16 protein-coding genes are annotated in these 14,939 nt (G+C 68.5%); 12 read left to right on the top strand and 4 right to left on the bottom strand.

The window, feature by feature from the left end:
• Positions 1 to 50: 50 nt before the first annotated feature.
• Both cysC and C3942_RS02070 read right to left on the bottom strand, forming a co-directional pair.
• On the bottom strand, positions 51 to 671 hold the full coding sequence (gene cysC / locus C3942_RS02065) for an adenylyl-sulfate kinase (protein ID WP_104228666.1): 621 nt from the start codon (positions 669 to 671) through the stop codon (positions 51 to 53).
• Between the two features lie 9 nt (positions 672 to 680).
• Positions 681 to 1,424: a TetR/AcrR family transcriptional regulator gene (locus C3942_RS02070; protein WP_104228667.1), complete on the bottom strand. Its 744-nt coding sequence runs from the start codon at positions 1,422 to 1,424 to the stop codon at positions 681 to 683.
• Between the two features lie 154 nt (positions 1,425 to 1,578).
• Here C3942_RS02070 and C3942_RS02075 point away from each other — a divergent pair, with 154 nt between their 5' ends.
• The 5 genes from C3942_RS02075 to C3942_RS02095 are packed head-to-tail and all read left to right on the top strand — an operon-like array spanning position 1,579 to position 6,570.
• Complete coding sequence (locus tag C3942_RS02075) at positions 1,579 to 2,685, top strand: DUF1214 domain-containing protein (RefSeq protein WP_104228668.1); 1,107 nt, start codon at positions 1,579 to 1,581, stop codon at positions 2,683 to 2,685.
• Positions 2,686 to 2,689: 4 nt separating this feature from the next.
• Positions 2,690 to 3,886, top strand: coding sequence for a sulfotransferase family protein (locus C3942_RS02080; RefSeq protein ID WP_104228669.1), 1,197 nt, complete (start codon positions 2,690 to 2,692; stop codon positions 3,884 to 3,886).
• Positions 3,887 to 3,941: 55 nt separating this feature from the next.
• Positions 3,942 to 4,733 (top strand): SDR family oxidoreductase, encoded by a 792-nt coding sequence (locus C3942_RS02085; protein WP_104228670.1) that lies wholly within the window; start codon positions 3,942 to 3,944, stop codon positions 4,731 to 4,733.
• 7 nt (positions 4,734 to 4,740) lie between these two features.
• Positions 4,741 to 5,847, top strand: a complete 1,107-nt coding sequence (locus C3942_RS02090) for a DUF1214 domain-containing protein (RefSeq protein WP_104228671.1) — start codon at positions 4,741 to 4,743, stop codon at positions 5,845 to 5,847.
• A gap of 9 nt (positions 5,848 to 5,856) precedes the next feature.
• Entirely contained in the window at positions 5,857 to 6,570 is a 714-nt protein-coding gene (locus tag C3942_RS02095) for an EthD domain-containing protein (protein WP_104228672.1), read from the top strand.
• 70 nt (positions 6,571 to 6,640) lie between these two features.
• Here the strand turns inward: C3942_RS02095 and C3942_RS02100 are convergent, their stop codons facing one another.
• Entirely contained in the window at positions 6,641 to 7,498 is an 858-nt protein-coding gene (locus C3942_RS02100) for a metal-dependent hydrolase (protein WP_104228673.1), read from the bottom strand.
• Positions 7,499 to 7,684: 186 nt separating this feature from the next.
• Between C3942_RS02100 and C3942_RS02105 the strand changes: the two genes are divergently transcribed.
• The 7 genes from C3942_RS02105 to C3942_RS02135 all read left to right on the top strand — a co-directional run bounded on the left by C3942_RS02105 (position 7,685) and on the right by C3942_RS02135 (position 14,035).
• The gene (locus C3942_RS02105; RefSeq protein WP_104228674.1) at positions 7,685 to 8,173 is read left to right on the top strand and encodes a winged helix-turn-helix transcriptional regulator; all 489 of its coding nucleotides are present in this window, start codon (positions 7,685 to 7,687) and stop codon (positions 8,171 to 8,173) included.
• Positions 8,174 to 8,299: 126 nt separating this feature from the next.
• Positions 8,300 to 9,070: an SDR family NAD(P)-dependent oxidoreductase gene (locus C3942_RS02110; RefSeq protein ID WP_104228675.1), complete on the top strand. Its 771-nt coding sequence runs from the start codon at positions 8,300 to 8,302 to the stop codon at positions 9,068 to 9,070.
• Positions 9,070 to 9,708, top strand: a complete 639-nt coding sequence (locus tag C3942_RS02115) for an SDR family oxidoreductase (protein ID WP_104228676.1) — start codon at positions 9,070 to 9,072, stop codon at positions 9,706 to 9,708. The genes C3942_RS02110 and C3942_RS02115 overlap by 1 nt, the downstream gene beginning before the upstream one ends.
• 7 nt (positions 9,709 to 9,715) lie before the next feature.
• Positions 9,716 to 10,390, top strand: coding sequence for a glutathione S-transferase family protein (locus C3942_RS02120; protein WP_104228677.1), 675 nt, complete (start codon positions 9,716 to 9,718; stop codon positions 10,388 to 10,390).
• A gap of 14 nt (positions 10,391 to 10,404) precedes the next feature.
• Positions 10,405 to 12,708, top strand: a complete 2,304-nt coding sequence (locus C3942_RS02125) for a molybdopterin oxidoreductase family protein (RefSeq protein ID WP_104228678.1) — start codon at positions 10,405 to 10,407, stop codon at positions 12,706 to 12,708.
• Complete coding sequence (locus C3942_RS02130; RefSeq protein ID WP_104228679.1) at positions 12,705 to 13,445, top strand: SDR family oxidoreductase; 741 nt, start codon at positions 12,705 to 12,707, stop codon at positions 13,443 to 13,445. The genes C3942_RS02125 and C3942_RS02130 overlap by 4 nt, the downstream gene beginning before the upstream one ends.
• The gene (locus tag C3942_RS02135; RefSeq protein ID WP_104228680.1) at positions 13,442 to 14,035 is read left to right on the top strand and encodes a 2-hydroxychromene-2-carboxylate isomerase; all 594 of its coding nucleotides are present in this window, start codon (positions 13,442 to 13,444) and stop codon (positions 14,033 to 14,035) included. The genes C3942_RS02130 and C3942_RS02135 overlap by 4 nt, the downstream gene beginning before the upstream one ends.
• Positions 14,036 to 14,081: 46 nt before the next feature.
• On the opposite strand, the gene C3942_RS02140 is transcribed toward C3942_RS02135, so the two are convergent.
• Complete coding sequence (locus C3942_RS02140; RefSeq protein WP_104228681.1) at positions 14,082 to 14,855, bottom strand: outer membrane lipoprotein-sorting protein; 774 nt, start codon at positions 14,853 to 14,855, stop codon at positions 14,082 to 14,084.
• Between the last annotated feature and the right edge of the window lie 84 nt (positions 14,856 to 14,939).

A 14,939-nucleotide genomic window follows, 5' to 3' on the forward strand; every position in this document is an offset into this window, starting at 1 on the left:
AAAACAAAAAAAGCCCCGCATTAGCGGGGCCCTTTCTTAGCTCATCCCACTCACTTGGTCGGGATGATGCCGCGCTTTTCCAACTCCTTGAGCAGCACCTCGACTTCCTGCTCCAGCGTCAGCTGGTCGGTGCGCAGGTGGATCTCCGCGTTCTCCGGCGCCTCGTAGGGATCATCGATACCCGTGAAGTTCTTGATCTCGCCGGCGCGGGCCTTCTTGTACAGGCCCTTGGGGTCGCGCTTCTCGGCCTCGGCCAGCGGCACGTCGACGAACACCTCGATGAACGGCAGGCCGTCCTTCTCGTGCGTCTCGCGGGCGATCTGGCGGTCGGCGCGGTAGGGGCTGATGAAGCTCGACAGGGCGATCACGCCCACATCCACGAACAGCTTGGCCACCTCGCCCACGCGGCGGATGTTCTCGGTGCGGTCCGCCGCCGAGAAGCCCAGGTTCTTGTTGATGCCCAGGCGGATGTTGTCGCCGTCCAGGCGGTAGCACAGCGCACCGCGCGCGGTCAGCGCGTTTTCCAGCGCCACGGCCACGGTGCTCTTGCCGCTGCCGGACAGGCCGGTGAACCACAGGGTGGCACCCTTGTGGCCCAGCAGCTTGTTGCGGTCTTCGCGGGAAACCTGGCCGTGGTGCCAGTGGACGTTGGTCGCTTTCTGTTCAGTCATGTTTCGCTTTCACTTGAGGTGGGACCCCGGCAGGGCGGCGCTGGCGGCGGCCAGGCGCTCCGCGGTCGCAGGGGATACGGGGGCCGAGAAGAGCGCGATTATGCAGTCTTCCAGGTTGCGGATGAATAGCTCGGTGTCGATCTGCGGGCTGGGCAGGTCGGCCTGCTCCAGCAGGCGGGAGTGGTCGGCCAGTCCGTCGAACAGCAGCACCGTGGCCAGCATGGCGCGCTGACGCATCAGCGGCGGCGCCAGGTGCGGGGTGGCGGCCCGCAGGGCGGCGGTCAGGCGTTCCACCGGGGCGATCTTCAGGGCCGAGGCGTGGAGCTGGTGCACGTCCATGGTCAGCGTCGCCACCAGCTGGGCCTGGAAGCGGATGAAGTGATGCCCGCCGTCGGTGTCGAACAGCTTCTCGGCCACCGGATAGACGAAGGCCCGCACCACCTGCGGCAGCCCCAGGCCGCCCTGGGCCTCGAACTCGTCCAGCAGCTGGTTGCGCCGCGCCGAGACGCCGTGGACATGCTTGTCCAGGATCGCCTGCAGCAGGCCCTGCTTGCTGCCGAAGTGATAGTGGGTGGCGTTCTTGTTGCGCTGCCCGGCGGCCTTGTTGATGTCGCTCAGCGACACTCCCTCGATGCCCCGCTCGGCGAACAGGCGCTCCGCGATCGCCACCAGCTTGGCGCGGGTGGCGATGCTCTGCGGGGTGCGCGCCGCCTGGGGGCGGACGCGCAGGGCGGTGGCCGAGGCGGACTTCATGGTCTAAGGATATGACCTTAATCGGGGCCGGGGCATGTTAAGGCAAATTGCACCACGATCCTCCTCCACCTGGATGAGGATCGATCTTTCGCTCCGCCCTAGATTAAGGCACTTTCCTTATCCATGAATCCTGAACGTCACTGAGGAGAAGCCGATGACGGCAGCACAGGATCCCGCCGGCCCGGTCATCAGCGGCCAGGCCTGGGACGAGTTTTGCGACACCCTCAAGCGCGCCGGACAGCAGATCCTGCGGCCCGAGGCCGCCGCCAGCGAGCTGGACCGTGCCGAGGGCTGGCGCTACCTGACGCGCCTGCTGCGCATCGGCCTGGAGATGCACCTGGAGTTCGCCGACCCGGACTTCCCGGGCTTCTTCCTGCCCTCGCACGAGACCGGCAAGATCGGCGCCGACAACCCGGACAACCACTACCTGTTCGCCCGCATCAACGGCCGCAACGAGTACGTGATCCGCGGCGAGCGCGGCACCGTGCCCTACCTGTCCTTCGGCACGCAGAAGGGCGGGTACGAGACCAACGGGCTGATGGAGCAGACCGGCTTCATCGAGGCCAAGGACCTGCAGCTCGACGCGGACGGCCGCTTCGAGATCGTGCTGTCGGCCGAGAAGCGCCCGGGCAACTGGCTGCGCATCGAGCCCGAGAGCAACTCGATCGTGGTGCGGCAGACCTTCAACGACCGCCCCAACGAGCGCGCCGCCACCATGCGCATTTCGCGCCTGGGCGCGGACGCCCAGCCCAGGCCATTGAGCGCCGCGCAGCTGCAGGCCGGCCTGCGCAACGCCGCCGCCTTCACCGAGGGCACGGCGCGCGTGTTCGCCGACTGGGCGCAGGGCTACCTGCCCCACGTCAACCAGCTGCCTCCGGCCAACCAGCTGGTCTGCCAGCGCACCGGCGGCGACCCCAACATCTTCTATTACCACTCGGCCTGGGAACTGGACGAGGACCAGGCGCTGGTGATCCACCTGCCCCGCATCCCGGAATGCCGCTTCTGGAACCTGCAGATCAACAACTGGTGGATGGAATCGCTGGACTACCGGTACCACCGCATCCACGTGAACAAGTACAGCGCCCAGCATGACGCCGACGGCGGCGTGACCATCGTGCTGAGCCAGCGCGACCCCGGCCGGGCCAACTGGCTGGAGACCACCGGCCACCGCCGCGGCACGATGTGCCTGCGCTGGGTCGGCGCCCAGGAACACATCCATCCCGAGACGCGCGTGGTGCGCGTTGCAGACCTCAAGGCCTGATCCCATGACCGCAGAACTCCGCTTCGACCCGCCGGCACTGCTGGCCGCCGCCACCGGACAGTCCGGTGGCCTCACCGATTTCGGCGACCCCTCCTTCCGCAAGGCCCTGGAGGTGCTCTGCGACTCGCTGGAACGCGAGGCCAACCTGTCGCCCCTGGGCCGCCAGCTGCTGCACGGCAAGTTCGTGGAGCTGCTGGTCAACCGCCTGCGCATCGAGCAGTTCTTCAGGCAGCACCCGGAGATCGAAAGCGAGCAGATCCAGGCGCCGATCGTGATCGTGGGCCTGCCGCGCACCGGCACCACGCTGCTGCAGCGCGTTCTGGCCGCCGACCCGCACCTCTACTCGATGCCCTGGTGGGAATCGCGCTACCCGGTGCCCTTCCCCGGCGAGAGCCTGAAGGAGCCCACGCAGCGCATCGAACGCGCCCGCGGCGAAGTGGCCGTGATGGTCGAGGCCATGCCCAAGCTGATGTCGATGCACCCGATGGACGCCGACCAGGCCGACGAGGAAGTGATGCTGATGGAGCATTCCTTCATGGCGGCCTTCAACGCCTACGTCCATGTGCCGTCCTACATGGACTGGCTGCACTCCATCGACGAGAAGCCGGCCTACGACTACCTCAAGCGCGTTCTCAAGTTCCTGCAGTGGCAGAAGCGCCAGCGCGGCATCGTCGCCAGCCGCTGGGTGCTGAAGGCCCCTCACCACCTGCTGCGCATGCGCCTGCTGCTGCGCGAGTTTCCCGGCGCCAAGGTCATCCAGACGCACCGCGATCCGGTGGACACCATCCCGTCCATCGCCAGCTTCATCCACACCCTGTGGTGCATCTACGGCGCCAATGCCAGCCCGGTGGACGCCGGCCAGGAGTGGAGCGCGCTGATGGCACGCGCCTTCCACCATACCCAGGACGTGCGCCGCGAAAAGGACCAGGCCGGCAGCTTCCTCGACGTGCGCTTCATCGACACGGTCAAGCAGCCCTTCGAGGTGGTGAAGGCGATCTACGGTTTCGCCGGCCTGCCGCTGACCGACGAGGCCGAGAAGTCCATGCAGCGCTGGATGGAGCAGAACCGCCGCGACAGCCGCGCCGCCCACGAGTACAAGGCCGAGGACTTCGGCCTGTCCGAGGCGCAACTCAAGCGGGACTTCGCCGACTACCGCGCCGCCTACATCGAATCCGCCGCACAGCCCGCGGCCGCCCATTGAACCAGGCCGCGCTGTCCGCGGCCGCCATTGAACTAGAAACCACGAGGAGAGAGACATGCTGCTGAAGGACAAGATCGTCATCGTTTCCGGCATCGGCCCGGGCCTGGGCGTGAAGCTGGCGGTGGAAGCCGCGCGCGAGGGCGCCGCGGGCGTGGTCGTGGCCGCACGTTCCGCCGACAAGCTGGACGACGCCGAGGCGCGAATCAAGGCGCTGGGCGTGAAGGCCAAGGTGGTCAAGCAGGTCTGCGACATCACCCAGCGGGAGCAGTGCGACGCCCTGGCCGCCGCCGCCGTCAAGGCCTTCGGCCGCGTCGATGCGCTGGTCAACAGCGCCTTCCAGCACGGCGAGATGGACTATGCCTCCACCGCCAATCTCGATGCCTGGAACGAGGTGATGCAGACCAACCTGTTCGGCACGCTGAAGCTGACCCAGGCCGTGATCCCGCAGATGAAGAGCCAGAAGTCCGGTGCCGTGGTCATGATCAACACCATGGCCGTACGCACCATCCCGCCGCTGGGCGAGGCCGGCTACGCCGCCTCCAAGGCCGCACTGGCCAACTCCTCCAAGTGGCTGGCCAAGGAACTGGGCCCCGACGGCATCCGCGTGAACTCCGTGCACATGGGCTGGATGTGGGGCGCCCCGGTGCAGGGCTACTTCGAGTGGCAGGCGCAGGAGAAGAAGGTTCCGGTGGAGGAACTGGTCCAGGGCATCGCCCGCCACATCCCGATCGGCCGCATCCCCACCGACGACGAATGCGCCCGCGCCGCGCTGTTCCTGGTGTCCGACTACGCCAGCGCCGTCACCGGCGCCACGCTGGACGCCAACGGCGGCATGTATATGCCCTGAGGCCGCCATGATCCAGACCGCCCCCTCTCCTGTTCCGGACCAGGGCCAGGCCTGGATCGACTTCTGTGACGCGCTGAAGGCCGCGGGGCGGATCGCCCTGCGGCCGGACGCGCCGGCAACGGAACTGGAGCGCGCCGAGGCCTGGCGCTGCCTGAGCCGCTACACGCGGCTGGGCCTGCAGATGATGCTGGAGTTCGGCGATCCCGACTTTCCGCAGTTCTACGCGGCCTCGGACGACACCATCAAGGTGTTCCTGCCCAATCCCGACAACCGCTACGCCAACGCCACCATCGCCGGCGACCGCGAGTACCGCATCAGCGGCCGCCGGGGCCAAGCGCCCTATCTCTCCTTCGGGACGAAAGCCAACCGCTACGCGGTGGACGGCACCATGGCCTCCACCGGCGAACTGGAGGCCTCGCAAATGCAGTTCGAAGCGGACGGCCGTTTCGAGATCGTCGCCAGCCGGCATCCGCAACCGGGCAACTGGCTGCCGATGGCGGACGATTCGTCGATGCTGATCGTGCGCGAGACCTTCTTCGACCGCTCCCGCGAAACGCCCGGCAGCTTCCACATCGAGCGCATCGGCGCGCCGCCGGCGCCGCCTCCGCTGGACGGTGCCGCGCTTGCGGCCGGCCTGCAGCGCGCCGCCGGCTTCGTGCAGGGAACGTTCAGGCTGGTGGCGGACTGGACCGCGATGGTCGCGGCACATCCGAACCGGCTGGCCGCCGCACCCTATGCCGAGGCCGCGATGCGGGTCGGCGGCGATCCGAAGATCTGCTACTACCACGGCTACTGGCAATTGAACCGAGGGGAGGCCCTGGTGATCGAAACGGAGGTGCCGGACTGCGCCTACTGGAACTTCCAGCTCGCCAACTGGTGGCTGGAATCGCTGGATGCCCTGCACCGCCCGGTGGCGATCAACCATCATGCGGCGCGGCGCAACGAGGACGGCAGCGTCACCCTGGTGATCGCCGCGGAGAACCCCGGCGTGGCCAACTACATCGACACCGACGGGCACGACCGCGGCGGCATGCTGCTGCGGTGGGTCGATGCCCGCCATCATCCGCAGCCCCGCTGCCGGGTGGTCTCGCTGGACTCGCTGCGCCCGCACTGAAGGAGCCGCATGGAAAAGCTCATCTACACGCTGTGGAAGCCCGAAGGCCAGGCGATGGCGGACTTCGCCGCGGCCCTGCGCGGCCCGCTGGCCGCGCAACTGCTGCAGGCAGGGGTCCGCCATGCGCAACTCAACATCGACGATGCCGACGCGGCGCCGGCCGCCGGCGTACGCCAGGTCGCCACGGCGCCCCTGCCGGACGCGCTGCTGCAGCTCTGGATGGACAGCGCCATCGCGCTGCGCCGCCGGCCGATCGATGCGCTGGTGGCCGCCGCGGCGGCACGCCATGACGCCTATCTGGTCACCGAATCGCAACCCCTGCGCAACGAGCGCCATGCGCCGGCGCCGGGCCAGCGCACCTACGGCTTCGCGCAGATCGCGCTGCTGAAGAAGCCCCAGCGCCTGGGCTACGAGCAATGGCTGGAGATCTGGCACGACTCGCACACGCCGGTCGCCATCGAGACCCAGTCCACCTTCGAGTACCGCCAGAACGTGGTGGTGCGGGCGCTCACGCCCGGCGCGCGGCCCTACGACGCGATCGTGGAGGAATGCTTCCCGCCGGAGGCGATGAGCGACCCCCAGGCCTTCTTCGACGCCGCCGGTGACGCGGAGAAGTTCCAGCGCAACCTGGACCGGATGATGGCCAGCGTCGGCCGCTTCCTGGACCTGGGAACGATCGACGTGCTGGCCACCAGCCAATACCACCTGTCGCCGGGGTTGTAGGGCAACAAAAAAGGAGCCCGCTCGCCGGCGAGCGGGCTCCTGCGGCAAAGACAGCGGCCTATCCGGCCGCTCAGGCCGCGGCCGGCACCTTGCGCTGGGTGAGCCAGGGAGCCGAGTGCCCCTCCACTTCCTTCAGGAAGTGGCTGTTGTCGTGGTCCCAGGGATGGAAGCCCGGCTTGAAGTAGCTGAACCAGGGACGGATCATCTTGCGCAGGAAGCCGATCTCGCCGAAGCCCACGCGGTAGAACTCGCGCCAGCCCTTCCAATCGGTCAGCTTGCCCTCGGCGCGCACGAAGGAGACATGCGCCGGGATCACCTTGCCCCAGAAGATCGCGGTGGCGATCAGCAGGCCCAGGGTGCGCTCGGCATAGGCGCGCGGGCCGGTGCCCACCACCTGCTCGTAGATGTCATAGGGCACGCCCTTGTGCTCGGTCTCCTCCAGCGCATGCCACTTCCACAGCGCGCCGTAGTGCTTCTCGGACTTCTGGTTCATGAATTCCGAGGTCAGGAAGCCGTCGGCCATGATCGCGGTGAGGTGTTCCAGCGCGATGGTGGCGGACAGGCGCGAGGACGCCGGCAGGTTCTTCTTGCCCCAGGCCAGCAGCGCGGTGACGCTGTCCTCGAACTCCTTGGAGCCCTTCACGCGCTGGTGCATCAATCCGTTGTACTCGTCATGCTCGCGGCCGTGCATGGCTTCCTGGCCGATGAAGGCGGTGGCGGCCTTCTTCAGCTCCGGGTCGGTGATCTGGTCGCGGTAATGGCGCACGGCGTCGATGAAGAAGCGCTCGCCCACCGGGATCACCAGGGACATGGTGTTCATCAGGTGCGTGAAGTGCACGCCTCCGTCGAGCCAGTCGTGGATGTGCTCTGCGGGAGGGTTGAAGGTCAGGTCGCGGCGGGTCGGCTGGACGGCTTTCTTGGCTTTCATGCTGGGAGCCTCGGGAATCTCGATTACTGTGACATTGATTACTGATACATTCAGCCTAAATTCGGCCCGGGATGGCGTCAAGGGCCGGCCGGCGAGGGACACCCAAGCCCCTGTCCAGGCAGGGAATCCCGCCGACGAATGGACTGGGTTCCCGAAAGGAACGCGGTTCGTCCTATACTGGCGGCCATGAAATGGAGCGAAGTCGGCGGCTTGTCCTGCTCGGTGGCCCGCACCGCCTCGGTGATCGGCGACCGCTGGACCATCCTGATCCTGCGCAATGCCTTCCTGCGCATCCGCCGCTTCGAGGACTTCCAGTCCAACCTGGGCATCACCCGCCACCTGCTCGCCGGCCGCCTCAAGCGCCTGGTAGAGGAAGGCATCCTGGCCCGCGTGCCCTACCAGGACGCGCCGCCGCGCTACGAGTACCGCCTGACCGCCAAGGGCAAGATGCTCTACCCGGTGCTGATCGCGATGGCGACCTGGGGCGACGCCTTCATGGATGGCGGCCATGGGGCCCCGGTGCTCTACCAGCACAAGCTCTGCGGCAAGATCGTGAAGCCGCAGATGACCTGCCCGGACTGCGGCGAAGCCATGCACGCGCACGAAGTCACCGCCCTGCCCGGTCCCGGCCTGAAGCTGGCCGATGCCGTCGGCCGCAGGAAGCGCAGCGCCTAACCTTGCCGTCACCCCGTCTCTGCGACGGACCCTGATCGACCCTGCTGGATACCGCTACGGCCCCCGGCGCATTGACAAGTTCCAAATTGGAACCTAGTGTCGCCGCACACCCCCAGGCAGCCCGCCATGACCTCCCCCGACCCCGACCTCAGCAATGATCCAGGCCATGCCGTGATCGTCGGCGTGGGAGGCCGCGTCGGCATCGGCGCGGCGGTAGCCCGGCGCTTCGCCGCGGAGGGCCTGCAGGTGCACGTGGTGGGCCGCACGCAGGCCAAGCTCGACGAGGTGGTGGCGGACATCCGCGACAGCGGCGGCCGGGCCCGCGCCATCGTCAACCGGCTGGGCAGCCCCGAGGAGATTGCCGCCCTGTTCGCCGCCCTGCCCGCGGGTGCCGCGCTGGAGGCCGTGGTCCACAACGCCGCCTTCAAGAACGTGCCGCGCCGCTTCCTGGGCACGCCGCCGCAGTTCATCGAGGACAACTGGCGGGTCAGCGGCATCGCCGGCCTGCTGGTGGGGCAGGCCGCGCTGCAGCGCATGCAGGCGCAAGGCCGCGGCACGCTGATCGTGACCGGCGCCACCGCCTCGCTGCGCGGCCGCCCCGCCTTCGCCGCCTTTGCCTCGGCCAAGGCCGCCCTGCGCAGCTGGACCCTGGCGCTGGCCCGCGAGGCCGAGCCGCTGGGCCTGCACGTGGCCCATGTGGTGGTGGACGGCGTCGTTGCCGGCGACCGCGTCAAGGAGACCGGCTACGGCCTGGGCAAGCTCTGGATCTTCTCCAAGGGCGAGGACGGCGCCCTGCTGCCGGAGCAGATCGCGGAGAACTACTGGCAGTTGCACCGGCAGCCGCGCGGCGCCTGGACGCGGGAAATGGACCTGCGCCCCTACAAGGAGAAATTCTGATGGCCGCCCGCCCCTGCGCGGTGATCTTCGGCGCCGGGGACGAGGGCAGCGCCGGCGCGGCGATCGCCCGGCGCCTCTCGGCCGAGGGCCTGCCTTTGCACCTGGCCGGAAGCAACGCCGCCGGGCTCAAGGCCGCCGCCTCCGCGCTGCGTCCCTCCGGCCAGGCCGTCACCATCGCCACGCTGGACCCTGCGGACGCCACCCAGGTCTCCGGCCTGTTCCAGCGCATCGCCGATGCCGGACAGCAGCCGCTGCTGGTGGTGCATGCGCCGGGGGCCGCGTCGACGTCCACGCCCGCCATGAAGACACCGCTGGCCGAAGCCGAGGCCGCCTGGCGCCGCATCTGCTTCGCCGGTGCGCTGATCGGGCAGTCCGCCCTCCCGCGCATGCTGGAAGCGGGCCAGGGCACGCTGCTGCTGCTCGCCCCCGCGGCCAGCGGCGCATCCATCGCCGCCGCGTCCGCGGGCCTGCGCGCGCTGTCGCAGTCGATGGCGCGCGAGTTCGGACCGCAGGGCATCCATGTCGCGCAGCTGATGCTGGCCGAGGGCGTGCGGCCCGAGGCCGTCGCCGAAAGCGGCTGGTGGCTGCACCGCCAGCACAAGACCACCTGGACGCAGGAACTCGACCTGCAGGCTTGAGCGAAGAATGAGCAAGATCGTGCTGCACCAGTGGGAAATTTCGCCGTTCTGCCAGAAGGCGGCGCGTGCGCTCCGGCACAAGGGCCTTTCCTACGAGGTGGTCAACTACAACGGCCTGAAGGCGATGCTCGCGGCCCGCCTGTCGCCGGTCGGCAAGCTGCCGGTGGTCGACTTCGACGGACACCGGGTGCAGGACAGCACCCGCATCGCGCGCTATCTCGACCAGCACTACCCGGAACCGCCGCTCTACCCGGCCGATCCGCAGCAGCGCGCGCAGGCCGAACTCTGGGAAGACTACGCCGACGAACTGCTGTACTGGTACGAGGTCTACCTGCGCGTCAACGATCCCGACGCCCTGGACCAGGCGGTGTCGCTCAGCATGGAAGGACGCCCGGCGATGGAACGCCTGCCGGTGAAGCTGAGCCTGCGCACGATGCTGCGCATCAGCCTCTCCGGGCAAGGGCTGGGACGCATGGCGCGGGCCGACGTGCACGCCGAGTTCCTGCGCCAGCTCGACCGCATCGAGACCCTGCTGCCCGCTTCCGGCTGGCTGGTGGGCGACATGAAGACCATCGCCGATATCGCGGTAGGATCGCAGTTGCTGGAGGTGGTCCGCACCAGCCCCCTGCGCCGCGAGATCGAAGCGCGCCCGCGCCTGTGGGCCTGGCTGCAACGCATCTGAACCCGGGAGCACGCATGGGCACGACAGCGGAGACTTGGCACAAGACCGCCTGCATACTCTGCGCCGTGAACTGCGGCCTGGAGGTGCAGACCGAGGGCCGCCGGATCGTGAAGATCCGCGGCGACGAGGCGCATCCAGCCTCGCAGGGCTATGTCTGCGAGAAATCGCAGCGCATGGACTACTACCAGAACGGTGCGGATCGCCTGGATTCGCCCATGCGCCGCCGCGCTGACGGCAGCTACGAACCGATCAGCTGGGATACCGCGGTGCGCGAGATCGCGGAGAAGTTCAAGGCGATCAAGTCGCAGTACGGCGGGGAGAGCATCCTCTACTACGGCGGCGGCGGCCAGGGGAATCACCTGGGCGGCGCCTACGCCGACGGCTTCCTGAAGGCCCTGGGCAACCAGTACCGCTCCAATGCGCTGGCGCAGGAGAAGACCGGCGAGTTCTGGGTGCAGGGCAGGATGCTGGGCACCGGCGTGCATGGCGACTACGAGCACTGCGAGGTCGCCGTCTTCATCGGCAAGAACCCCTGGCAGTCGCATGGCTTCGCCCGCGCCCGCGTGCTGCTGCGCGAGATCGAGAAGGACCCGAAGCGCTCGCTGATCGTGATCGACCCGCGCCGCAGCGAGACCGCGGCGATGGCCGACCATCACCTGGCGATCCGTCCGGGGACGGATGCCTGGTGCCTGGCCGCCCTCGCCGGCATCCTGGTGCAGGAGAACCTGGTCGCGCATGCCTGGCTGGAGCAGCACGCCAGCGGCTATGCCGAGATCGCGCCGGCGCTGAACGCGATCCCCATCGCCGAGTTCGCCGCGACCTGCGGCATCGAGGAATCCGTGTTGCGGCAGGTCGCGCGGCGCATCGCCGGCGCCAGGAGCGTCTCGGTCTACGAGGACCTGGGCATGCAGATGAGCGTGCACAGCACGCTCGGCAGCTACCTGCAGCGCCTGCTGTGGCTGCTCACCGGGCACTACGGCCGTCCGGGCACCAGCAACGCCATCGTGCCGCTGCTGTCGCTCTCTAAAGCCAGCAAAGGCGAAACCGGCGCCAGCAGCAAGCCGGTGAAGCGCGTCGAGAAGCGCAGCCCGGTGGCCAATGCCAAGATCATCATCGGCCTGATCCCCTGCAACGTCATCCCCGAGGAAATCCTCAGCGACCATCCCAAGCGCTACCGCGCGATGCTGGTCCACAGCGGCAACCCGGTGCACTCGCTGGCCGACAGCCAGCGCATGCGCGAGGCGATCCGCGCGCTGGAGCTGAGCGTGGTGGTGGACGTGGCGATGACCGAAACCGCGCGCGAGGCCGACTACGTGCTGCCGGCCTGCAGCCAGTTCGAGAAGGCCGAAGCCACCTTCTTCAACCTGGAATTCCCGCGCAACGTCTTCCACCTGCGCCAGCCGCTGTTCGAGCCGCTGCCCGGCACGCTGCCGGAGGCGGAGATCTACGCCCGCCTGGTCGAGGCCATGGGCGAACTCTCGGAGCGGGACTACGCCCCGCTGAAACGCGCGCTGCGCCTGGGCCGCACGGCTTTCGCGCTGGCCTTCTTCGCGCAGGTGGCGCGCAAGCCCAAGACCATGAAGTACGCACCGCTGATCCTCTACCGCGTGCTGGGCCCCACCCTGCCCAAGGGCATGGATTCCGCCGCCGCGCTCTGGGGCGTGGCGCAACTCTACGTGCAGGGCAACCGCAGGGCCGCAGCACGCGCCGGCTTCGGCGGCCTGCCGCCCTTCGCGGGGGAAAAGCTGTTCCGCGCCATCCTCTCCGGGGCCTCCGGCGTGGTCTACGCCGACAGCGAGCACGCCGACAGCTGGCGCGCGGTCAGCCACCCCGACCACCGCATCAACCTGCATGTGCCGGAGATGCTGGCGGAACTGGAGAAGCTTGCCCGCGAACCTCTGCCGCAGGACCGCGACTATCCCTATGTGCTCTCCGCCGGCGAACGCCGCAGCGACACCAGCAACACCGCGGTGCGCGACACGGCCTGGCACCGCCGCGGCCGCTACGGCACGCTGCGCATCAGCCCGCAGGATGCCGCCGCGCTGGGCTGCGCCGACGGCGAGACCCTGCGCCTCAGCACGCGCCGCGCCAGCGTCGAGGTGGTGGCCGAGGTCACGCCGATGATGCAGCCCGGCCACATCTCCCTGCCCAACGGCCAGGGCCTGGACTACCGCGGCAGCGACGGCCGCATCGCACGCCGCGGCGTGGCCCCCAATGAGCTGACCGATGGCCGCCAGCGCGACTTCCTCGCCGGCACGCCCTGGCACAAGCATGTGCCCGCAAGACTGGAACGCATTGCCACGGAGATTTCCGCATGAGCACGAATCCCGACAACCGCGTCGCCCTGGTGATCGGCGCCGGCGACGGCAACGGCGCCGCCATCGCGAGGCGCTTCGCGCGCGAGGGCTACATCGCCTGCGTCGTGCGCCGCACGGCCGACAAGCTGCAGCCGCTGGTGGCGCAGATCGTCGCCTCCGGCGGCCGTGCCCATGCCTTCGGCACCGACGCCCGCAAGGAGGAAGACGTGATCGCGCTGTTCGAGCAGATCGAGCGCGACATCGGCCCGGTGGAGGTGCTGGTGTTCAACGTCGGCGCCAACGTGCCCTCGTCGATCCTCGACGAAACCGCGCGCAAGTACTTCAAGATCTGGGAGATGGCCTGCTTCGCCGGCTTCCTCAGCGGCCGCGAGGCCGCCAGGCGGATGGCCGCCCGCGGGCGCGGCACCATCCTGTTCACCGGCGCCACCGCCAGCATGCGAGGTGCCGCCGGCTTCGCCGCCTTCGCCGGCGCCAAGCACGCACTGCGCGCGCTGGCCCAGAGCATGGCACGCGAACTGGGTCCCAAGGGCGTGCACGTGGGCCACGTCGTGATCGACGGCATGGTGGACACCGACTTCATCCGCGGCAACTTCCCCCAGGTCTATGCCGAACGCATGCCCAGGGAAGGCATCCTCAAGCCCGAGCACATCGCCGAGAGCTACTGGCAGCTGCACAGCCAGCCGCGCGATGCCTGGACCTTCGAACTGGACCTGCGTCCCTACATGGAAACCTGGTGATGAAGACCGTCGACTTCTACTACGACTTCGGCAGCCCCACCGCCTACCTCGCCTGGACGCAGATCGCCCGGATCTGCGCGGAGAAGGGGGCCCGGCTGGCCTACAAGCCCTTCCTGCTCGGCGCCGTCTTCAAGGCCACCGGCAACGCCTCGCCGGTGACGATCCCGGCCAAGGCCAGGTTCATGTTCGCCGACCTGGAGCGTTGGGCAAAGCACTGGGACGTACCGCTGGCGATCAATCCCTTCTTTCCCTTCAACAGCCTGGAGCTGATGCGGGCGGCGGCGGGCATCCAGCTGCGCGAGCCGCAGCGCCTCGACGACTTCAACCGGGCGATCTATACGGCGATGTGGGTGGACGCGAAGGACTTCGGCAAGCCGGCCGTGGTCGCGGAGGTGCTGGCGCAGGCCGGCTTCGACCCCGCGGCCGTGATGGCCCTGGCGGCGGACGACCAGGCCAAGGCGGCGCTGCGGGCCCATACCGACGAGGCCCTGGCCCGCGGCGCCTTCGGCGCCCCGACCTTCGTGGTCGGACAGGACCTCTACTGGGGCCAGGACCGCCTGTTCATGGTGGAGGCCGCCCTGGCCGGATAACGGCTTCCGTCACGCCGGCGGAAGCCGGCACGGGCTGGAAAGCAGATCAGCGCCCGATGTAGAAGGCGTTCGGATCGAAGGGCTTGTTGCCCAGTTCCACGTCGCTGCTGACGCCGGTGATGTTCAGCGTGGTGAAAGTGCCTTCCTTGAGATCGCGCATCTCCATGGCGGAGGCGTACCAGAGCTTGCCGGTCTGCTTGAGGCCGGCTGCCGGCGCGGTCAGGCGCTTGACCGGCGCCCCGCCGTTGAAGAACTCGGCCTTGAGCGCCACGCAGGTCTTCTGGTCCACCCAGATCTTCACCTGGCTGTAGGCCGCCTTGTCGCCCCCCGGCGCCTTGAGCGTCACCACGTCGGCAGTGCGGCCGTCGATCTTCTCGGGGGCCTCCAGGGTGCCGGCCGCGCCGGTGAAGGCGTTCTGCACCAGCTTGATCTCGACATAGGAGAAATCGGTGCCCAGCAGGGCGCCGTTGGCGAAGTTGCCGGTGACATGGCGCACGCGGTTCACCGCCGGCAGGAAGACGTACATGTCGTCCTCGCGCTGGCCGGTCTCGCGCACCAGGTAGGCCGCGCCGGCGACGTTGGCGGGCTCGGACACGCGCAGCATCACGCGGATCAGGCCCTCCTCGCGCTTGGCGTAGACCTTGCCGCGCAGGCTGCGGACGCCGCCGGTACGGTCGGTGGCATCGAGCTGGATTTCCTGGATGCGCAGGGTCTGGGGGATGTTCGCCTTCATGCAGTCGAACACTTCCCGGGCATCCTTGGCCGCCTGCGCCGGAAGACTCAGGAGCAAACCTACCGCCAGCAGGAATCCGTACTTCATCGCCTACCTCCCCCGGTGGGTCCGGGTCTGGTCATGTTGCACTGCAACATTCTAGCGGAACCGGAATTCTTGTGTCTGCTACGT

Origin of the sequence: Solimonas fluminis, assembly GCF_002930645.1 — a bacterium.
GTDB lineage: Bacteria > Pseudomonadota > Gammaproteobacteria > Nevskiales > Nevskiaceae > Solimonas_A > Solimonas_A fluminis.